The following is a 20,030-nucleotide window of genomic DNA, read 5'->3' on the forward strand; positions in this document are numbered from 1 at the left end:
CTGTAGCAACATGTGCTGGGGATTTTAGGGCCGAAGCACAGTGGCTTGCTGAATAATGCGTGTAAGATACCGGCAAACCTTGCCAATCGCCGCTGGCGGGCATTACCATGGCTGTCTCAGGCAGAACCATAAGAGCGCATCAGGTGGACGTATTTTTTGCCGTGTTATTTTTTGCTTTTTCCAGCACCATCACCCCAGGGCCCAATAACATCATGATGATGAGCTCCGGCGTTAACTATGGTGTGAAAGCCAGTTTGCCGCATTTATTTGGCATCTGTATTGGTTTTCCGCTGATGGTGCTGATGATTGGGCTGGGTTTTGGTGTGGTGCTGAGCAATCAGCCCTGGTTACATCTGACGATTAAAGTGCTCGGCGTGTTGTATCTGTGCTGGCTGGCCTGGAAAATTGCCAGCAGTAAACCCACTTCACTTGAAGGTAGCAATAGCAAACCTTTTAGTTTCCTGCAGGCGGCCGCTTTTCAGTGGGTCAATGGCAAAGCCTGGGTGATGGCATCGGGGGCAGTGGCGGCTTTTACCACCATGCAGGGCCAGTTTTATCAGGATGTGATGCAAATCACCCTGGCTTTTTTACTGATGAGCCTGCCTTGCGTGGGCAGCTGGTTATTATTTGGTGCTTTGCTCAGGCGCTGGCTGAACCAACCAACCACACAACGCGGTTTTAATATTTGTATGGCGTTATTGTTATTGGGCTCAGTCTGGCCTGTGCTGCTGGAAATAGTGCAGCAGCTCAACTCGAATTAAGCCGTCACTGAGCAGACTTTTTAACAAACAACTTTTTGGAGCATCAAATGGATAAATTATGGGTTCAAACATCGGGTCGGGCTTTGGTGATGCCGGCACTGTTTTTCAGTTCAGCTTTACTGGCCGGGCAGGCCGCGGCGGCACAGCCTGAGGCAAAAGCACAAACTGAGCAACAACAAACAGTTACAGCAGAAAAAGCCGGCACTGCCATCTGGATAGATGTGCGCACTGCGGATGAGTTTAACGCCGGTCATCTGGCCGGAGCCCTGCATATTCCGCATGAACAAATTGCGGCCAGGATTGCTGCTGTGACAGAGGATAAAAACGCTGAAATTTATCTGTATTGCCGCAGTGGCCGTCGCTCTGGCCTGGCACTTGAAGCTTTGCAGGCCATGGGCTACAGCAAGGTCACTAATGCCGGCGGTTATGAAGCGCTGAAACAGCAGGCTGCGCAGGCAAAATAGCCGAAGTTCTCATCATGTTGGTCAGATAAACCGGCGTGCCCCGGATTTTATCTGTTTTGACTGACTTGGTTTGAACCGGAGTTTTTGTCAAAAAAACCGCGAAGGAGCAGTACGACAATGCACGGGCAGCAGTTAGAAAAAATTAAGCTTGAGCATGATGCCGCCCGGCTATTTATGCGGTTATATGAGCAGAAGTACCAACTGCCGATGCGGCATATCTGGCATAACGAGCCGGCCAAACCTGATGTGTCCTGCTATCTGGCGGATGAACGGCTGGATCTGGAAATCGCCCACTTATACGGCAGCGAAGCCGAAGCCATGCAGATCTTAGGCAGATCGTTAAGTTTGCAAACACATCAGGAATTGCTGGCTTTGCAGCAGGTGCCGGCAGAAGACCGGCTACTGGAAGCACTGAACCGGCTGATTGCACAAAAAGGCCGCAAAAGTTATGACAGCAGCAGGGTGTGGCTGGTGATCCGTAATGCCAACCCACACTGGCGCAGTCAGGATCTGCAACAGCACAGGCCACGTTTATTGTTACCCAGTCAGCATCCTTTTGAACAAATCTGGTTGGTCGGCGATTTATTTGGCTTATCCGGCATAGTGCCGTTATTCCCGCAACAATTGTGGCAACAGGCCCGGAGCCCCGGTTGATCGGCTTTTACCGCCGTTATTTGCAGTTTTTGCAGCGTATCGCACAGCGCCGGCTCTGGTCTTCATTGCTCTGGTGGGGGCTGCTGGTGCTGATGGTACTGCTCAGTGCCCTGCAACTGGGGCAGCAAGTTCCGGACACCTTGTTATTGTTACCGGTGTTAGTGCTGCTTTGGCTGTTGTTATATCTGTTGATCCGCGCCGGTTTTACCGTCCGGACCCCGCAGCGAAAAGGCCAGCCGTTTCGTGATAAACTGCGCGCCTTTGTGTTTGGCCTCAGGCTACATAGCCTGGCACTGGCCACCTTGCTGCTGCTGGCCATCAGCCTTTATGCAACAGTCAAGCTGTTGTCGGTTGTAGCCAGAACGCTTTTCTAAATAGGAATTTTTTCATGACGTCCGCGATTGAGCGCTGCGATATTTTTTGCAGTGTGATTGATAATTTTGGTGATATTGGTATTTGCTGGCGGCTGTCGCGGCAATTGGTGGCAGAGCATCAGCTGGATATCACCTTGTGGGTGGACGACCTGCACAGTTTTGCCAGAATTTGCCCGCAAGTTCAGCCGGACAATACAAGTCAGCGGATTGAAGGGGTGCTGGTGCGCTATTGGAGCTCGCCGCTGCCTGAGCTTGAGGCGAAAGAGTATCCGCAGCTTGTGATTGAAGCTTTGGCTTGTACTATTCCCACGGCTTATTTACAGGCGCTGGCACAGCACCAACCACAAGCGCTCTGGCTGAATCTGGAGTATTTGTCGGCCGAAGATTGGGTGCATGGCTGTCATGGCCTGGCGTCGCCACAGCAGGGGCTGGCACTTCACAAATACTTTTTTTTCCCGGGTTTTACCGGCCAAACCGGCGCTTTGTTAAGAGAGCGCAATCTGGTGGCCACACTGGATGCTTTTGCCACTGACACAAAAGCGCAGCAACAATTCTGGTTGCAGTTGGGCCTGTCTCATGTGCCAGAGTTTGATATCAAAGTATCGTTATTTGCGTACGATCAGCCTGCTATCGGCAGCTGGTTAGAGCAGCTGAGTCAGGCTCACACCAGCACAGTGTTGCTGGTGCCTGAAGGTGTGCTTGCCAACAGGTTAAAAACGCTGTGGCCTGAACTTAGCAGTCAGAGTTATGCACAGCGCGGAAATCTTCGCATTGATATTTTGCCTTTTATGCCGCAGCAGCAATACGACTATCTGCTTGCTGCCTGTGATATTAACTTTGTCCGCGGTGAAGATTCTGTGATCCGTGCGCACTGGGCTGGCAAAACATTTATCTGGCAAATTTACCGCCAGCATGAGCAGGCGCATCAGGTAAAGCTGGACGCCTTTTTAACGAAGTATCTGCAGCAGGCGCCGGCGCCTTTGCAGCAACTGTTACTTGAAGTGCACCGGCGTTGGGATCTGGAGTTACCTCTTGCGGAACTCTGGCCGTTATTGCTTGAAAATAAACAAGAAATTGCGCTTTATAACAAGGCGTGGCGCGCATTTTTAATGACACACGAAGATCTTGCCAGCAACCTCGTGCGTTTTGCTGAAAATAAATGTAAAATGCCCCGCAATTTTTCCTAACAAGAAGATATTTCAATTATGATGAAGACTGCTCAAGAAGTACGCGCTGGCCAGGTGATCATGGTCAACAACGAGCCAATGGTTGTTCAGAAAGCTGAATTCAACAAATCTGGCCGTAACGCTGCTGTAGTAAAAATGAAGTTAAAAGGCCTGTTGTCTGGTCAGGGTTCAGAAACTGTATACCGTGCTGACGACAAGTTTGAACAAGTCATGTTAGACACTAAAGAAGTGACTTACTCTTACTACGCCGACCCAATGTACGTATTCATGGATGCTGAGTACAACCAGTACGAAATCGAAGCTGAAAACATGACTGACGCACTGAAATACTTAGTGCCGGATATGCAGTGTTCAGTTGTTTTCTACGGTGAGCGCGCTATTTCTGTTGACCTGCCAACTATCGTTGTACGTGAAGTTGTGTACTCAGAACCAGCTGCCCGTGGTGACACTTCAGGTAAAGTAATGAAACCAGCTAAACTGGACACCGGCTTCGAGCTGATGGTTCCTGCTTTTGTTGAAACTGGTGACATGATTGAAATCGACACCCGTACTGACGAATACCGTGGCCGTGCTAAATAATTTTTAGCCGTACCCAGTGTTAAAAAAGCCAGTCATTGACTGGCTTTTTTGCATTTTAGCTGTAGTGAAATTCTCGTGTTGAGTGGAGCGAACAGCAAAGTAATGCTGATTGTTCTGCCAGGGGTTGTTAACCCCGGCTGAGTGCGGTCAGCTCGCCCAGCGTCATCTGGTGATCCCGGCTTTTTTTCAGCTGGCTAAGCAGCAATAAAGCGCAGCTAAAGGCATCTTCTAACGCATGATGATGCTGATTGTGTGGCAGATGGTGGCGGCTCAGGCAGGCTGGTAAACGCAGGTCGCGTTGATGCACGACTTTGCCGCGATTTAATAACCTTTGCCACTCCAGTTGCATAGTGTCGATAAACTTAAATTTGGGTGAGCGGCCATACAAACGCTGACAAGCCATGGTTAAAAACTTCTGCTCAATGCTGGCATGATGGGCAACAAAAACGGCGCCGGCGTAATGCTGCAACAGCTCTGTCATCACATCGGCTAAATCCTGCGCCCTGGATAAATCCTTGTCATGTAAACCATGAAACACTGCACTTTGCCCGACGCTCACCGGCGGTTTTACCAGCAGGTGCCGTGCTTTGGCCAGATTGATTTCCTGCTGTTCAATCACCACCCAGCCAAGGCTGACGATATGGTCATTTTTGGCGTCAAGGCCTGTGGTCTCAAGATCGATCACCAGAAACCGGCACTGCGACACAGGTGTGTCGAAGCTTGGCCAGGCCACAGCTTCAAACTGCTGCACTATGGCGTTCACCGGCTCTTTGTGCAGTTTTAACCAGCCAAACATCTACAGCTCCCGGCTAAAACGGTAGCGCATCGACGACTGCGCTTCATTGATGACGGCAAAACAGTCTTTGAGCTGATGACGTTGCAGTGCCGACAGCTGCGCCGGATCTAACAGGTTGGTTACATCATGGCCTTGTTGTAGTTCCTGCAGATGTTTATCCCAGCGTAATTGCGCCAGCACATCAAAAGCGTCCAGCAAATTCTGCACATCACGGCTGTCCATCACCTGTGCCTCGGCTAAGGCCTTGAGTCGCAGTCTGGTATTAACCTCACTGATGCCAGCCGATAGCGCATAAACCCGTGTCAGATCAGTAATGAGGCTAATACCGCGCTTTTTCAGATCCAAACCTTTTTTGTGTTTGCCATCCTGCTCCAGAATAAAATTTTTCAAAAAACCAAGCGGGGCAGTGCGCTCCTGCGCAGTTTTTGATAAATGCAGTAAAAACAGATCGTTATTTGCAGTTTTGGCCAGAATGTCCTGTTGCAGTGCATTAAATAAACCGCGGCTGCCTTCAATCACACGCAGGTCAAAATAGATGCTGGCGTTCAGCAGCGCCTGGGGGGTTGGTGTGGTGATCCAACGGGCAAAACGACCGGACCAACCTTTTAAACTAAGGCGAAGCTCCGGATTGCTGGCCATAATATTGCCCGGGCAGAGTTTGATACCACAAAGTGCCAGCCCCTGGCAGACAAAATCGGCCAGCGCAGCAAAATAGGTTTCAATCTCACCAACCGGCTCTTTTTCCAGCAGCAGCGCGTTGTCCTGATCAGCATTTAAGCTTTGATCCATCCGTGCCTGTGAGCCAAAAGCCAGCCAGGAAAACACACAAGGTGGATCGCCCAATTGCTGAATAGCCAGTTTGATCAGGCGTTGTGTCAGGGCGTCCGTGATGGTGGTAATAATGTGACCGGCTTCATGGGCCGGTACCTGCTGTTTGCCCAGGGTTTGCGCCAGCTCCTGAATATGCAGACTGCATTGCTCCAGCCCATCCACCGATTGCTGGCGGTGAATTTCGCCAATCAGATAGACCGGGTGATCCTGCTGTGCGCGGATAATATCGGTGGCGGTGATCATGCTAAAACATACACCCTGCTCGGTCACCGGCAAATGATGGATATTAAAACGGCTCATCAGCTGTACTGCTTCGTACAAATAGGCATTTTTGTCGATGGTGTGCGGCTGGCGCGTCATAATGGCGGCAACCTCAGTGTTCGCCGGCAGCGCCTGGGCCAGTACTCTGCTGCGCAAATCGCGGTCTGTCACTATGCCAACCAGTTTTTGTTCCTGCTCAACCAACAACGACGACACCCGTTTTTCCGTCATCAGCAAAGCGGCCTGTTGTACTGTCTGCTGTGGCGTAATGGAAATTTTATGCGCCTGCACCACATCATGCAGTTTCAGGGTAAAACGGGAATTTTGTTGTTGTTCTTTGTACTGGTGCAACCGGCGGCTGAATAAACGCTGGAAAAACAAATCGACGTTTTTAAATTGATGGCGCAGCTGATGAAACATCTGAGCGTCCAGCCAATACACCAGACCATCTTCTTCACAGGTTAAAATGTCGGCGTCGGTTAAATCAGTTAATAACTGCTGATAACCATAAAAATCACCTTCCTGCAGTTTGGCCAATAATTGCTGCTGGTCGCTGTAGAGGGCAAAAACGCCGGTACGGACTATCAGTAAACGGCGGCCATTGATGGGGACCTTGTCCTCAGCCTGGTAATAATAGACCGCAATATGTTTGCACAGCTGGTTGAGTTCGGCCGTCGACAAATGGTTAAAGGGTGTGGTTTTGGCAAGAAATTTAATTACTTCGCTGATTTCCATCACTGCTCCTTTGCAGCTTCAGTGCAGTTGTGAGAAGGGCATCAACAGCACTGCAACTGTAGCAACAGCGATGGGAGGGCGAAAGTCTACTTTAGTCGGTAGTTAGCCCTGAGCTTATGCCAAAGGCTTGAGCTGGAGCCGCAGAATTGCTCAGGTTTTGTTTTCTGCAGTGCAGACTTGCAGCAAGGCATTCTCATCGGCTGCGATGGCGATAAATTCTGTACCTGGCATTTCGCCCCGTGCGGGCAGTACCAGCTGTTCGGTAAAATTGGCTCTTTGTTGACTCGGGCAGTGCACCACCAGCTTCACATTAATGGCGGCCTGACGACGTTCAAACAAATACAGATTGGCTAATACCAAGTCCGGATTATTGCTGTTGGCTGCTGAGTTATTTACATCCAGCGCCATAAAACGGGTGATTTGGGGTTTAACGAAAGTCCAGGGCCGCCAGCTGATTTTTTCTTCCACCGCTTTGACTACCACAACGCCCTGGGGTAACAGACTCAGCTGATGGGGGTACCAGTTGTATTCGCTGTGGATTTGAAAGCCCAGCATACCGACACCGGCGAACACCGGCACCAGATAGCGGGGTAATTTTTGTGCTGATAATTTTCGGAGCATTAAGGCAATACCAGCAGCACCTAAACCTGCAAAAACTGTGGCAACAAGTTCCCAGAACATCATATTTTCCTTGAAATAAAACGGGCTTTAGCATCAACCATCGCTAAAGCCCGTGAGTTAAAAGTGGCTTAAGGTCAGAGCCTTATGCTACTTAATGATCAACCGCAGTACCAGCGCCACGTGGGAAACGTACGCTTTCTACCAGATCCTGAATATGCACTGGTGGTTTTTCGGTAACAGCCGACACCGCAAAGGCCACGGTAAAGTTAATCATCGCACCCACAGCACCAAAAGACAGCGGGGAGATGCCGAAGAACCAGTTGGCCGGAATATTTTCATAAGAAGCAGTGCCCGGGATAAAGAACCAACCCAGGAACAGGAAAATATACACAGTGGTTGAGATTAAACCCGCCAGCATGCCGCAAATTGCGCCTTTGCTGTTAATCCGTTTGGAGAAAATGCCCATCATCAGTGCCGGGAAGATGGACGCTGCCGCTATACCAAAGGCTAGTGCGACCGTTTGAGCGGCAAAACCAGGCGGATTCATACCCAGGTAGGTAGCCACCACAATCGCCACTGCCATCGAAATCCGCGCAGCGCGTAGTTCGCCTTTTTCACTGATATTGGGGTTAATGGAGCCTTTGATCAGGTCGTGACTGACCGCGGACGAAATGGCCAATAACAAACCTGCTGCTGTAGATAATGCCGCAGCCAGACCGCCGGCAGCAATTAAACCTACAACCCAGCCCGGCAGATTGGCAATTTCAGGATTTGCCAGTACCAGAATGTCATTGTTCACCGTCAGCTCATTGCCTTTCCAGCCACGCTCAGCCGCTTTTTCAGCAAACTGTGGGGTGTGGTTGTACAGCTGAATACGACCGTCGCCATTTAAATCTTCAAACTTAATCAGACCGGTTTTTTCCCAGTTTTTGATCCAGTCCGGACGCTCAGCATACTGAATGGCGTCAGCGGTTGGGCCTGCAGGGTAAATGGTGGTCATCAGGTTTAACCGGGCCATTGAAGCAACAGCAGGCGCAGTCAGATATAAAATGGCAATAAACACCAGGGCCCAGCCAGCCGACCAACGGGCATCAGCAACTTTTGGTACTGTGAAAAAACGGATAATAACGTGTGGTAAACCGGCAGTACCGATCATCAGTGACAGGGTGAATAACACCATATTCAGTTTGTTATCAACATCAGCGGTGTAATCAACAAAACCAAGTTCACGCACCACTTCGTCAAGTTTTTGCAGTAGCGGCACACCAGATTGGGTATGTTCAGAAAACAGACCAACAGGAGGTAATAAAGTGTCAGTTAACTGCAGGGAAATAAACACAGCCGGAATGGTATAAGCCACAATCAACACGACGTATTGAGCGACCTGAGTGTAGGTGATGCCTTTCATGCCGCCTAATACCGCGTACATAAAGACCACTACAGCGGCGATAATTAAACCCATATCGCTGCTGACTTCTAAAAAGCGCGAGAAGGCCACACCGGCACCTGTCATCTGACCGATAACATAAGTCACAGAAGCGATAATTAAACAGGCCACCGCCACTAAACGGGCGCCGGAGCTGTAAAAACGGTCACCGATAAAGTCTGGCACTGTAAACTTACCAAATTTGCGTAAGTAGGGTGCCAGTAACATCGCCAGCAGCACATAACCGCCAGTCCAGCCCATCAGGTAAGTTGAGTTGGCATAACCGCCCACCGAAATTAAACCAGCCATCGAAATAAAAGAAGCCGCAGACATCCAGTCGGCGGCCGTTGCCATACCGTTCATCACAGGGTGTACACCACCACCGGCCACGTAAAACTCTTTGGTGGAACCTGCTCTGGCCCAAATCGCAATTGCGATATAAAGCGCAAAAGAGCCGACCACAAAGATCATATTAATTGCAAACTGACTCATCTGAGTTACTCCTCGTCCACGCCATATTCTTTATCGAGCTTATTCATTCTCCAGGCGTAGAAGAAAATCAGCGCGATGTAAGTCAGAATTGAGCCTTGTTGTGCAAACCAAAAACCCAAGTCAGTGCCGCCGACTTCAATACCTGCCAGCAAAGGTCTTAATAAAATGCCAAAGCCATAGGACACGACGGTCCAGATGACGAGGCTGATGATGATCAGGCGCAAGTTGGCTTGCCAATAGGCCTGAGCGTTGTGTTTGTCGTCCGCCATAGTTGTTTCCTCTAGTTATTTTTCTCGAGCCAACTTAATCTAGCAGTTGCCTTGTCAAGCGATAGCCCGACTTTAGTCGAAGAGAAAGGCACCTGGCTTGACTTCAGGGCCTTGCCTGCGAAGATGGGTATCAATGTATTGAAGTGGTTTTTAAGGAGAAGGGCGTGGCAGCGTGGATTGTAGCGGTATTAGCACTGCTGTACGTCGGTGGTTTATTCAGTATTGCCAACTGGGCCGAGCGTCATGCTTCTGATCAGCTACTACGAAAGTATGGGGGGCTGATCTACAGCCTGGCGCTGGCGGTGTATTGTACCTCCTGGACTTACTACGGCGCCGTCGGCTCTGCCATCAGTTCCGGCTGGGACTATGTGCCTATTTACCTTGGGCCTTTACTGGTATTTGTGTTTGGCCAGCGCGTACTTCGTAAGCTGCTGCATGTGGCAAAAAAACATAACGTCACCTCTATTACCGACTTTATCAGCGCCCGTTATGGTAAACGTCACACTATTGCCACGCTGACCGCCTTGTTATGTTTAGTTGTGGTGGTGCCTTATATCGCATTGCAGCTCAAAGCTGTAGCTGTGTCTTATCAGGTGCTGCTTGGGCGCAGCGAAGATGCAATGCAGATTTGGTGGCAGGATTCAGCGCTGTTAAGTGCACTGGCCATGACATTATTTGCCATTTTATTTGGTACCCGTAAAGTTTACCTGACCGAGCAAAACCGTGGTGTGATGGTGGCCATTGCTTTTGAATCGGTGATTAAACTGGCCGCTTTATTAACCCTGGCTTTGGCGGTCAGCTGGTTTGTGCTGGATAAACCCTGGCAGATGGTGACAGATTTTACCCTTTATGCCCAAAGTCACAGCGAAAGTGATTCGGGTTCGCTGCTGGCTTTTATCACCAAAACCGTGCTGGCCATGGCTGCCATTTTTCTGTTGCCCAGACAGTTTCACGTCACCTTTGTTGAAAACACCCATATTGAACATTTAAAACAGGCTAAACGCTGGTTTGGCAGTTATCTGCTGCTGGTGACGTTGGTGGTGCTGCCTATTGCGCTGGCTGGTTTACAACTGTTCCCGGACAAACTGGCACTTGCCGATAGTTTTGTATTGTTGCTGCCGGCCAGTCAGGGCTGGGAAAGTATCAGTGCCCTGGTGTTTATTGGTGGTTTTTCCGCCGCTACTTCGATGATTATTATCGCCACTCTGGCGCTCAGTAACATGCTCAGTAACGACGTGGTGATGCCCACTTTATTACGCGGCCGCACTGTGGAGCAGCTGGAAAAAGACTACAGCCCGTTAATTTTACGGGTACGCCGGTTAATGATTGTCGCTGTAATGGCGCTTTCTTACGGCTATTACAGTTTATTTGCCCGTAACTATGAGCTGGCAGAAACCGGATTGCTGGCCTTTGCGCTTATTATCCAGCTGGCGCCTGCTGTGCTCGGTGGTTTGTACTGGCGCCGTGGTCATGCTTTGGGTGTTTATGCCGGTGTCAGTGTAGGTTTTGCCTTGTGGTTTTATTGTTTGATGCTGCCGCAGCTGGTCAGTGTTGGTGTGCTGGGGCACGAGTGGCTGCAGTCCGGCGCCTTTGGCCTGAGTTGGCTTAAACCTACCGCTTTGTTTGGTTTAGAGCTTGATCAGCTCAGCCACGGCGTGTTCTGGTCTTTGGGGCTCAATATCCTGTTTTATGTGGGGATTTCGTTGCTGCATAAAGCCGACTTGCATGACAGATTACAGGCGGTCGCTTTTGTAAAACCCAATTTGCCGCTCGATGAAGATAAATCCATTCGCCGCACCCGGGTTTATGGTCAGGATTTAAAAACCTTACTGGAACGTTTTGTCGGCACCCAGCGCGCCAGAGAATCTCTGGCGGAGTTCAGCCGCCGCCAGCCGCAGCCGTTGCAGTTGGATGAAACGCCGGTGCCTGCGCTGGTGCGTCATGTCGAGCGTGAACTGGCCGGTGTCATTGGCTCCTCCAGCGCCGCAGCTATGGTGAACGCAGTGCTGGATGGCCGTCAGCTGGCCTTTGAAGATGTGGTGACGCTGTTTGACGATACCCGCCAGGCCATTCAGTTCTCGCGCAAAATTTTGTTTTCCACCCTGGAAAACTTAAGTCAGGGCGTCAGTGTGGTGGATAGAGACTTGCAGCTGGTGGCCTGGAATAAACAATATCTGGAAATGTTTCAGTATCCCGAAGGCATGGTGCGGGTTGGCCGTGCCATTGCCGACATAGTGCGTTTTAATGCCGAACGTGGCTTGTGTGGACAAGGCAGCGCCGATGAGCATGTGCAAAAACGGCTACAACATATGCAACGTGGCACCGCCCATGTGTTTCAGCGGGTGCGCCCTGACGGCACTGTGATTGAGATGCGCGGCAATCCGATACCGGGCGGCGGTTTTGTCACCAGTTTTACCGATATCACCGAGCACGTGCGTGCTGTACAACAACTGGCTGAAGCCAAACAACATCTGGAGCAGCGGGTGCTGGAGCGCACCGCAAAGATAAGTCAAATCAACGAAGAGCTCAGAGATGAAATTGAGCTTCGCCGTACCACAGAACAGCAATTGCTGCTGGCAAAAGCAGAAGCTGAAGCGGCTAATGCCTCAAAAACCCGTTTTCTGGCGCTGGCAAGCCACGATATTTTGCAGCCGTTAAATGCTGCCCGGTTATTTACCGCCGCGTTGCAGGAACAAACTGAACCTGCCAGACAGCAGGAAACGATTCGCCAGCTGGACAGTTCACTCAAAGCCACGGAAGAGCTGATTTCTACCTTGCTGGAAATTGCCAAACTGGATGACGGTAAAATGGAGCCGGAAATCAGTACTTTGCAACTGGCGCCAATGCTGGCGCAGCTGGGTGACGAATTTGCGCTTTTGGCCAGTCAGAAACAGCTGAAACTTAAAGTGCGGCAGGCGCCTTATCTGGTGCGCAGTAACCCCACGTATTTAAGGCGGATTTTGCAGAATATGCTGTCCAACGCCATTAAATATACCCAAGCTGGTCAGGTACTGCTTGGTTGCAGGCGCAGAGGCAGTCAGCTGCTGATTGAAGTCTGGGACACAGGCCCTGGCATCAATGATGCCGATGTACAGCATATTTTTGACGATTTTTACCGGGTGGACGCGACTTCACGGGGCCAGCAGGGCGTTGGTCTTGGCCTTGGCGTTGTGCAGCGGATGGCCAAAAGTCTGGGCCATCAGGTTAGTGTGAGCTCAAGGCCAGGTCGGGGCACGGTATTTCGGTTAACAGTGCCTTTTGTGGCGCTACAACAGCCGTCTCACGGCGACACTGCTGCTATGCCTATACAAACTGAAGCCGGACCTTTTGCTGATTTTTCAATATTTTGTGTAGATGACAATAGTACCAATCTGGCGGCGCTAACTACTTTATTGGCGCAGTGGCAGGTGGGGCGGGTGCAAAGCGCCGACAACACGCAAGAGACTCTGGCTTATGCCGCCAGCCATCCGGCACCGGATCTGCTGATTGTGGATTATCAGTTGAGCAATCAGCAGGATGGCCTGAGTTTGTACCTTGAGTTACAGCAGTATTGGCCTCAGGTGCCGGCCATTTTAGTGTCGGCGGCGCCTGAGCCGGATTTGCCGGCCAAAGCCCGGGCGCTTGGTCTGATCTTTCTGGCTAAACCTATTAAAGCGGCGGCACTTAGGGCCTGTTTAAATTCGGTGAAACTGGCCAGAGGCCGGGGTTAACTGCATCGGACCAGGCAACTAGTGCGCAAATGACAGAGTTACAGTGCAGCGAGCCTGGTTTATTGTGGGGCGACGGCCTAATCCCCGGCAGAATGGCGCGCGTCGTGGTAGGCTAACAAGAGTTTAAACAAGGAGATAGCTACAATGCGGGCACAGCTCGAACGGCGTTTTTTTCTGATCTTACTGGTGGCTGTCACCATTGCTTTTGGTCTGGTGCTGGAGCCCTTCTGGGGAGCGATTTTCTGGGCCTGTGCCCTGACGGTTATTTTTTATCCGCTGCAAAGCCTGCTAACACAAAAACTGGGTGACAAACCCAACCGCATAGCGCTGCTCACCTTGCTGATTTGTATGGTGATGGTGGTGTTGCCTATTCTGGCCATTGGCTTTTCTTTTGCGCAGGAAGGTGTGGCTTTTTACCAGCGTATTCAAAACGGTGAGCTGAACCCGGCCGCCACTCTGGATAAAATTCGCGGTGCCTTTCCAACTGTTTCTGCCACTTTGCATGAGTTTGGCGTCAATACCGACAATCTGCGCCAGCAGTTATCTGACGCTGCAGTGGAAGGCAGCCGTTTGCTCGCCCGTGAAACTCTGGCGATTGGCCAGAATGCCGCAGGTTTATTTTTAAATATTGGTTTAATGCTGTATCTGGCGTTTTTCCTGCTGCGGGACGGTGCCAAACTGGTGGAGCTGCTGGTAAAAGCGCTGCCGCTTGGGGATGCTCGGGAGCGGTTATTATTTGCCAAATTTGCCGAAGTGACCCGTGCCACGGTAAAAGGCAATATGGTAGTGGCTGTGGTACAGGGCACTTTAGGTGGTTTTATTCTGTGGGTGTTAGATATTCCGGCGCCGGTGCTTTGGGGGGTGGTGATGACCTTTTTAAGTTTATTACCGGCCATAGGCGCAGCTCTGGTCTGGTTTCCGGTGGCGTTATACCTTTATGCCAGCGGCCAGTGGTGGCAGGCGACAGTGCTGATTGCTTATGGGGCGCTGGTGATTGGTCTTGCCGACAATATTCTGCGGCCGTTATTGGTTGGGCGCGACACTAAACTACCGGATTATATTGTGCTCTTTTCTACCTTAGGTGGCATTACCTTGCTTGGCATTAATGGTTTTGTGCTGGGGCCTTTAGTGGCTGCGTTATTTATGGCGTTCTGGCAGATATTTATGACTGAATTTAACCAGCATAAGCTGCTTGAAGATGATGAGTTACAACAGCCTGCTCAGCCGGATGCACCAGATCAGGCACCGATCGTCCAGGCCAGGATGTCATCAGGCGCCATGACAGATGACAACAGCCAACCTTGATGTATTAAATGCGCTGCTGTCGCAGCTGGAGTTAAAGTCTTTGCCCGCTGTGATTGGCATCAGCGGCGCTCAGGGCTCGGGCAAATCCACGCTGGCGGCACTTTTAGTGGCGCATTTTGCAGCAACGGGTTTAAAAGCAGCGACAGTGTCGCTGGATGATTATTATTTGTCTGGTGCAAAAAGGGCACAATTGGCAGCTGATGTGCATTCGCTGCTGCGCCAGCGTGGTGTGCCGGGCACCCATGATATTCAGGCCGCAATTGATGATGCCACTGCAGTGCTGGCTGGCCGGCCAGTGGCTTTGCCGCGTTTTGACAAAGCCCTGGATGAACCCACAGCATCTTTGCCATCGCAGCAGCTTGATGTGCTGGTGGTTGAAGGCTGGTGTGTTGGGCTTCAACCACAAAACAGCCAGGAGCTCGCCACGGCCATCAGCGTTTTTGAAAGCCAGTTTGATGCCGATGGCCGCTGGCGTAACTTTGTTAATCAGCAGCTTGGTGGTCAATACCAGCAATACTGGCAATTGCTCAAACCGCTGATTTGGCTTCAGGCTCCCGGATGGGCACAAGTTTGTCGCTGGCGGGCACAGCAAGAGCAAGAATTAATTGCCCGAACAGGCATGGGCATGGATCAAAACGCCTTACAGCATTTTATGGGAAGTTTTGAGCGCCTGACGTTGGCAGGTTTTAGTGCTCTTGCTCAGGTTTCTGACATACAGCTGCAGCTTAACAGCGCCCATCAGGTGAGCCGTATCAGCAGAAAACCGGCTTAAGCCGGTTTTTTAGCAAAGTGTGCGGCAAAAAATGCTATTGAGCAGGAGCTTTCAGGCGTCCTGCTGCTGGGCTAAAGCCCGGTCTACCGGTGCTTCAAGTTGTAACCGCTGCGCCTGGATCACCACCTGCGTTCTGTTGGTTACTCCGAGCTTTCTGAAAATAGCCGTCAGGTGAGCTTTGACTGTGGCTTCAGAAATATGTAAATCGTAGGCGATTTGTTTATTCAGCCAACCTTCGGTCAGATAATACAGCACCTTATATTGCTGATTGGTCAGCTGCGCCACTTTAGCGGCTAAATCCAAATCGTTCAGATTATTCGGATCAGGTTTAAATAGTTGCTGCATATGTTGTGGCAGCCAGACATCACCATTCATCACAGCCGTCAGCGCTTTACCAATCTCCACCGGATGTGCCGATTTGGGCACATAAGCCGAAGCACCAAATGTCATGACACGGCGGATGACGTCCGGATCGTCACTGGCGGAAATCACCACTATTGGCAAAGCCGGGTAGTTTTTTCGCAGCTGAATAAGGCCGAGAAAACCGCAGTTGCCTGGCATATGTAAATCCAGCAGCAATAAGTCGGTGTCCGGATGTTGCTCCAGCGCCTGACAGGTGGCTTCAAAACAATCGGTTTCAATGGTGGCTTTGGTGACAAAAGTATTACTGATGGCATTGATCAGGGCGTTACGAAACAGCGGATGGTCATCCGCAACTATCAGTTTGGCCATACTGGACTCCGGTGCGACAAGGCGGCGCAAAAATAAGCACGCCGTGTTTATGACCCCAGCATAATCAAGACATTGCTGACTGTCTATGCTTTTACCGGAGCATAAACCATGGATTGGTTTATGCTCCGCTTTGGTAGTTACTTATCAAGCTGATTATTTATTCAGACGGTTTTCTATCAGATGCTCAACGACAGACGGATCGGCCAGTGTCGAGATGTCGCCTAACTGGTCGTATTCGTTGGCGGCAATTTTACGCAAAATACGACGCATAATCTTGCCGGAGCGGGTTTTGGGTAACCCTGGTGCCCACTGAATAAGATCCGGACTGGCGATAGGGGAAATTTCGCGCCGTACCCATTCTTTCACCGCTTTGGTTAAGTCGTCACTCGGCTCAACACCAACGCGCGGTGCAATAAACACATAAATACCCTGGCCTTTTAAGTCGTGTGGATAACCCACCACTGCAGCTTCGGCAATAGCTTCGTGCGCCACCAGACAACTTTCAATTTCGGCAGTGCCTAAACGATGGCCCGATACGTTTAATACGTCATCAACGCGGCCCGTTAACCAGTAATAACCGTCTTCGTCACGTTTGGCACCGTCGCCGGTAAAATACATGCCTTTATAAGTAGAAAAATAGGTTTGTTCAAAACGGTCATGGTCACCGTACAAAGTACGCATTTGGCCCGGCCAGCTATCGAGGATCACCAGGTTGCCTTCACAGGCACCTTGTTGCAGATTGCCTTCATTATCCACAATGGCAGGTTTTACACTAAAAAACGGCCGGGTGGCTGAGCCTGGTTTAAGCGCGGTCGCACCTGGTAGAGGCGTAATTAAAATGCCGCCGGTTTCAGTTTGCCACCAGGTATCGACAATTGGGCAGTTGCCTTTGCCCATCTGCTGGTGATACCAGTGCCATGCTTCAGGGTTAATCGGCTCACCGACACTGCCAAGAATTTGCAATGACGATAAATTACAACCTTCCACCGCAGCTGTGCCATGCGCCATCAGGGCGCGAATAGCGGTTGGCGCAGTGTAGAGAATATTCACGTGAAATTTATCGACAATCTGCGCTATCCGTTTGACGTTAGGGTAAGTAGGCACCCCTTCAAACATCACGCTGGTCGCGCCGTTTGCCAGCGGCCCGTAGACAATATAAGTGTGACCTGTAACCCAGCCAACGTCGGCAGCACACCAGTACACGTCACCCGGATGGTAATCAAATACATATTGGTGGGTCATTGAAGCCCACACCATATACCCCCCCGTGGTATGCAGTACACCTTTAGGTTTACCTGTGGAGCCTGAGGTATACAGAATAAAGAGTGGATCTTCAGCATTCATGACTTCAGGTGCACACTCTCTGCTCTGGTTTGCCAATAAGTCGTGGTACCAGATATCGCGGCCAGCGTGTTCATCAATATTCTGACCCACATGTTTGACGACGATGACGTGTTTTACAGGATTGGCTTTGCCAAGGTGGGCAAGTGCCTGGTCGGTGTTGTCTTTGAGTGCAGTCACGCGCGAGCCGCGCAGGGCCTGATCGGCGGTGATCACCAGTTTAGAGTCGCAGTCGACAATGCGACTACCCAGTGCATCAGGCGAAAAGCCGGCAAAAACCACAGAGTGCACAGCACCAATGCGGGCGCAGGCTAATAAGGCCACAGCGGCTTGTGGGATCATCGGCAGATAAATAGTTACGCGGTCACCTTTTTGAATGCCGAGACTCTTCATACCATTGGCCAGCTGACACACTTCATCATACAGCTGCTGGTAAGTCACGGCTTTATCAACGCCAGGCTCATCACCTTCCCAATAATAAGCAACCTGGTTGGCTTTTTCCGGCAAATGGCGATCCAGACAGTTGTAGCTGGCATTGAGAGTGCCGTCGCTAAACCAGTTTACATGCACCTTACCAAGCTCAAAGCTGGTGTCTTTCACTTGAGTAAAAGGCTTAAACCAGCTGATGCGTTTACCGTGTTCTGCCCAGAATTGTTCTGGTGCATCGACAGACTGTTGGTACATTTTCAGATAAGCATCATTGCTCAGCAAGGTTCGGGCTTTGGCAGCCGCACTCACCGGATAAAGTTGTTGTGACATGATTTGTCTTCCCCGTAGGCGCTATGCACCTGATGTTTTTAATAAAGCTGTTCTACCGCAAAGGTGTGGCAGCGCAAATTAGACATTAGTCTAGCTGCTGGCCGTTGTTTATTTAGTGTTCGACTAAAGGCTAATTGAGGACTTTGTATTCCTGCACCACAGTTAGGTTGTAATCGAATGATGACAGCTATTTATAACAACGATAACCGACAAGGCGAACGGAGCAGCAAGATGCAACATGCAAAAACAACTCAGACACATAAATTAGTCCCGGTGGCGGCATTGATGCTGACACTGTTCTGCAGCCAGCACGCATACGCTGGTTTTAAAATGGGTGATAACACCGAAATTGGTATTGGTGGTTATCTGAAACTTGATGCTATGGTGACTGACACTTCAGACGGCACTATTGCCACAGGTATTGGCCGTGATTTTTATGTGCCAAGCCTTATTCCGGTTGGCGGTAATTCAGAGTCGGCTAAATGGGATATGCATGCCCGCCAGTCGCGCTTTTTTATCACCAGCGATACCATGCTTGAAAACGGCAAAAAAATCAGCGGTCGTTTTGAATTTGACATGATGGCCACCACCATTGGCGATCAACGGGTCAGTAACGGTTATGCACCTGAAATCCGGCACGCCTTTATTGCCTATGACGGCTGGTTGTTTGGCCAGACCTGGTCCACTTTCATGGATGTGAACGCGCTGCCGGATAGTCTGGATTTTGTTGGCACCACAGATGGCACTATTTTCGTACGTCAGGCGCAAATCCGTTACACCACAGGTGGTTTCCAGTTTGCGATTGAAAACCCTGAAACCACAGTAACACCGCTCAATGGTGGCACCCGTTTAGTCACAGATGATAATTCAACACCGGATTTAGTTGTTCGTTATAACCACACAGCTGACTGGGGTGGGCTCACAGTCTCCGCCTTGTCACGTCAGTTATCCTATGAAAATGGCCTGATAGATGATCAGGTGCAGGGTTATGGCCTGTCTTTTAGTGGCAAAGTGAATCTGTCTAAAACCGACGACATCCGTTTTGCCGTGAACTATGGCGACGCGCTTGGGCGTTATATGAGCCTGAACACCGGCAACGATGCGGTGCTTCGCGGTGATAACAAACTCGAAGCGATTAAAAGTGTCGGGTATACCCTGGCCTATAAGCATGCCTGGAATGACAAATTGCGCTCCAGCATTTTTTATTCAGCACAAAAAATTGATAACCCTGTGCAGTACACCGGGCAAGCGCAAACAGAAAGCACTCACAGCTACAGCGCCAACCTGATTTATCAGCTGGCCAGCAAGGTTTCGGTAGGTGTTGAGTTCCGCCACGCCAACAGAGTACTGGAATCAGATCTGGAAGGTGATTTAAATCGCCTGCAATTTTCGGCTAAATACGACTTCTGATTTGTCAGCGTTGTGAACTAAAAAGAAGTGTCAGTAACTAGGCGGATGAAAACGACGGTTGTTTTCATCCGTTTTTATCTTCAGGCCGTAATGTTCCTTATATAAAGAGGAGCATCATCGCATGGCATTCACCTTAGTCTCACTTAACACACCTGGTACCTCTATTAACGAGCTGACAATCCATTCTTTTGAAATGGGACTTTATCTGGCAGAAGTGCAGTGTCAGGGACAAACAGGTTTTATTTTGCAGGCCGACTTGCTGCAAAAAGGTCAGCGCCGACCACAAAGGTTCAAAAGTGTGACCGAGGTATTACAACTGCTGGACAAAGCGCAGGTAAAAAACGCGGTACTGTTACACCAGTCGGCTTATGATGAAATGGTCGGGCAGGGAGGGAAAGTAGATAATAGCCTCAGACTGGTGCTTATCTGACCGGAATGGGCGTTAAAATATACATTTTGTCTATTAACTGTGCAGTTGAATGCAAAAAGGCATATTTCTTTAAATTCGCGCTTGCGCCATTTCAAAAACGCCCTATAATGCGCGCCATGCC

General features: G+C 50.2%; 18 protein-coding genes. 11 read left to right on the plus strand and 7 right to left on the minus strand.

Going from position 1 to position 20,030, the window contains the following annotated elements; all coding sequences use genetic code 11:
- The first annotated feature begins 107 nt into the window (after nt 1–107).
- The 6 genes from N3Z11_RS09040 to efp all read left to right on the plus strand — a co-directional run bounded on the left by N3Z11_RS09040 (nt 108) and on the right by efp (nt 4,019).
- Nucleotides 108–761 (plus strand): LysE family translocator, encoded by a 654-nt coding sequence (locus N3Z11_RS09040; protein ID WP_260656842.1) that lies wholly within the window; start codon nt 108–110, stop codon nt 759–761.
- A 47-nt stretch (nt 762–808) separates the two neighbouring features.
- On the plus strand, nt 809–1,225 hold the full coding sequence (locus tag N3Z11_RS09045) for a rhodanese-like domain-containing protein (RefSeq protein ID WP_260656843.1): 417 nt from the start codon (nt 809–811) through the stop codon (nt 1,223–1,225).
- Nucleotides 1,226–1,342: 117 nt separating this feature from the next.
- Nucleotides 1,343–1,879: a hypothetical protein gene (locus N3Z11_RS09050; RefSeq protein ID WP_260656844.1), complete on the plus strand. Its 537-nt coding sequence runs from the start codon at nt 1,343–1,345 to the stop codon at nt 1,877–1,879.
- Entirely contained in the window at nt 1,876–2,253 is a 378-nt protein-coding gene (locus N3Z11_RS09055) for a hypothetical protein (RefSeq protein WP_260656845.1), read from the plus strand. Before N3Z11_RS09050 ends, N3Z11_RS09055 begins: the two co-directional genes overlap by 4 nt.
- A gap of 14 nt (nt 2,254–2,267) precedes the next feature.
- Nucleotides 2,268–3,440, plus strand: coding sequence for an elongation factor P maturation arginine rhamnosyltransferase EarP (earP, locus tag N3Z11_RS09060; RefSeq protein ID WP_260656846.1), 1,173 nt, complete (start codon nt 2,268–2,270; stop codon nt 3,438–3,440).
- A 21-nt stretch (nt 3,441–3,461) separates the two neighbouring features.
- A complete protein-coding gene (efp, locus tag N3Z11_RS09065) occupies nt 3,462–4,019 on the plus strand; it encodes an elongation factor P (protein WP_260656847.1) in 558 nt (185 codons plus the stop codon).
- Nucleotides 4,020–4,146: 127 nt separating this feature from the next.
- Here the strand turns inward: efp and N3Z11_RS09070 are convergent, their stop codons facing one another.
- The 5 genes from N3Z11_RS09070 to N3Z11_RS09090 form a co-directional block, all read right to left on the minus strand.
- Nucleotides 4,147–4,815: an exonuclease domain-containing protein gene (locus tag N3Z11_RS09070; RefSeq protein ID WP_260656848.1), complete on the minus strand. Its 669-nt coding sequence runs from the start codon at nt 4,813–4,815 to the stop codon at nt 4,147–4,149.
- Nucleotides 4,816–6,642: a DUF294 nucleotidyltransferase-like domain-containing protein gene (locus N3Z11_RS09075; protein WP_260656849.1), complete on the minus strand. Its 1,827-nt coding sequence runs from the start codon at nt 6,640–6,642 to the stop codon at nt 4,816–4,818.
- A gap of 150 nt (nt 6,643–6,792) precedes the next feature.
- Nucleotides 6,793–7,323: a hypothetical protein gene (locus N3Z11_RS09080; RefSeq protein ID WP_260656850.1), complete on the minus strand. Its 531-nt coding sequence runs from the start codon at nt 7,321–7,323 to the stop codon at nt 6,793–6,795.
- A 91-nt stretch (nt 7,324–7,414) separates the two neighbouring features.
- The gene (locus N3Z11_RS09085) at nt 7,415–9,181 is read right to left on the minus strand and encodes a sodium:solute symporter family protein (RefSeq protein ID WP_260656851.1); all 1,767 of its coding nucleotides are present in this window, start codon (nt 9,179–9,181) and stop codon (nt 7,415–7,417) included.
- Nucleotides 9,182–9,186: 5 nt separating this feature from the next.
- Nucleotides 9,187–9,450 (minus strand): DUF4212 domain-containing protein, encoded by a 264-nt coding sequence (locus tag N3Z11_RS09090; protein WP_260656852.1) that lies wholly within the window; start codon nt 9,448–9,450, stop codon nt 9,187–9,189.
- 164 nt (nt 9,451–9,614) lie between these two features.
- Between N3Z11_RS09090 and N3Z11_RS09095 the strand changes: the two genes are divergently transcribed.
- The 3 genes from N3Z11_RS09095 (at nt 9,615) to N3Z11_RS09105 (ending at nt 15,237) form a co-directional block, all read left to right on the plus strand.
- Entirely contained in the window at nt 9,615–13,160 is a 3,546-nt protein-coding gene (locus N3Z11_RS09095) for a PAS domain-containing hybrid sensor histidine kinase/response regulator (protein WP_260656853.1), read from the plus strand.
- A 144-nt stretch (nt 13,161–13,304) separates the two neighbouring features.
- Nucleotides 13,305–14,465, plus strand: coding sequence for an AI-2E family transporter (locus tag N3Z11_RS09100; RefSeq protein WP_260656854.1), 1,161 nt, complete (start codon nt 13,305–13,307; stop codon nt 14,463–14,465).
- Nucleotides 14,446–15,237 carry a kinase gene (locus N3Z11_RS09105; protein WP_260656855.1) on the plus strand — a complete coding sequence of 264 codons (792 nt, stop codon included), beginning with the start codon at nt 14,446–14,448 and terminating at the stop codon, nt 15,235–15,237. The genes N3Z11_RS09100 and N3Z11_RS09105 overlap by 20 nt, the downstream gene beginning before the upstream one ends.
- A 51-nt stretch (nt 15,238–15,288) precedes the next feature.
- Here N3Z11_RS09105 and N3Z11_RS09110 read toward each other — a convergent pair whose 3' ends face one another.
- Together N3Z11_RS09110 and acs are read right to left on the minus strand one after the other, a co-directional pair.
- Complete coding sequence (locus N3Z11_RS09110) at nt 15,289–15,969, minus strand: response regulator transcription factor (protein WP_260656856.1); 681 nt, start codon at nt 15,967–15,969, stop codon at nt 15,289–15,291.
- A 153-nt stretch (nt 15,970–16,122) separates the two neighbouring features.
- A complete protein-coding gene (gene acs / locus N3Z11_RS09115) occupies nt 16,123–18,072 on the minus strand; it encodes an acetate--CoA ligase (RefSeq protein WP_260656863.1) in 1,950 nt (649 codons plus the stop codon).
- Nucleotides 18,073–18,300: 228 nt separating this feature from the next.
- Between acs and N3Z11_RS09120 the strand changes: the two genes are divergently transcribed.
- Together N3Z11_RS09120 and N3Z11_RS09125 are read left to right on the plus strand one after the other, a co-directional pair.
- Nucleotides 18,301–19,479: a porin gene (locus tag N3Z11_RS09120; protein ID WP_260656857.1), complete on the plus strand. Its 1,179-nt coding sequence runs from the start codon at nt 18,301–18,303 to the stop codon at nt 19,477–19,479.
- Between the two features lie 121 nt (nt 19,480–19,600).
- On the plus strand, nt 19,601–19,909 hold the full coding sequence (locus N3Z11_RS09125) for a DUF6482 family protein (RefSeq protein WP_260656858.1): 309 nt from the start codon (nt 19,601–19,603) through the stop codon (nt 19,907–19,909).
- The last annotated feature ends 121 nt before the right edge of the window (nt 19,910–20,030 follow it).

The sequence above is a fragment of the Rheinheimera sp. 4Y26 genome (genome assembly GCF_025245835.1).
Lineage (GTDB): Bacteria > Pseudomonadota > Gammaproteobacteria > Enterobacterales > Alteromonadaceae > Pararheinheimera.

Coding starts and splice junctions, on each gene's coding strand:
- N3Z11_RS09100 (WP_260656854.1), top strand. CDS start 13,305: ATGCGGGCACAGCTCGAACGGCGTTTTTTTCTGATCTTACTGGTGGCT.
- N3Z11_RS09045 (WP_260656843.1), top strand. CDS start 809: ATGGATAAATTATGGGTTCAAACATCGGGTCGGGCTTTGGTGATGCCG.
- N3Z11_RS09080 (WP_260656850.1), bottom strand. CDS start 7,323: ATGTTCTGGGAACTTGTTGCCACAGTTTTTGCAGGTTTAGGTGCTGCT.
- N3Z11_RS09105 (WP_260656855.1), top strand. CDS start 14,446: ATGACAACAGCCAACCTTGATGTATTAAATGCGCTGCTGTCGCAGCTG.
- N3Z11_RS09075 (WP_260656849.1), bottom strand. CDS start 6,642: ATGGAAATCAGCGAAGTAATTAAATTTCTTGCCAAAACCACACCCTTT.
- earP (WP_260656846.1), top strand. CDS start 2,268: ATGACGTCCGCGATTGAGCGCTGCGATATTTTTTGCAGTGTGATTGAT.
- N3Z11_RS09050 (WP_260656844.1), top strand. CDS start 1,343: ATGCACGGGCAGCAGTTAGAAAAAATTAAGCTTGAGCATGATGCCGCC.
- N3Z11_RS09125 (WP_260656858.1), top strand. CDS start 19,601: ATGGCATTCACCTTAGTCTCACTTAACACACCTGGTACCTCTATTAAC.
- N3Z11_RS09040 (WP_260656842.1), top strand. CDS start 108: ATGGCTGTCTCAGGCAGAACCATAAGAGCGCATCAGGTGGACGTATTT.
- N3Z11_RS09070 (WP_260656848.1), bottom strand. CDS start 4,815: ATGTTTGGCTGGTTAAAACTGCACAAAGAGCCGGTGAACGCCATAGTG.
- N3Z11_RS09085 (WP_260656851.1), bottom strand. CDS start 9,181: ATGAGTCAGTTTGCAATTAATATGATCTTTGTGGTCGGCTCTTTTGCG.
- N3Z11_RS09090 (WP_260656852.1), bottom strand. CDS start 9,450: ATGGCGGACGACAAACACAACGCTCAGGCCTATTGGCAAGCCAACTTG.
- N3Z11_RS09110 (WP_260656856.1), bottom strand. CDS start 15,969: ATGGCCAAACTGATAGTTGCGGATGACCATCCGCTGTTTCGTAACGCC.
- efp (WP_260656847.1), top strand. CDS start 3,462: ATGAAGACTGCTCAAGAAGTACGCGCTGGCCAGGTGATCATGGTCAAC.
- N3Z11_RS09120 (WP_260656857.1), top strand. CDS start 18,301: ATGCAACATGCAAAAACAACTCAGACACATAAATTAGTCCCGGTGGCG.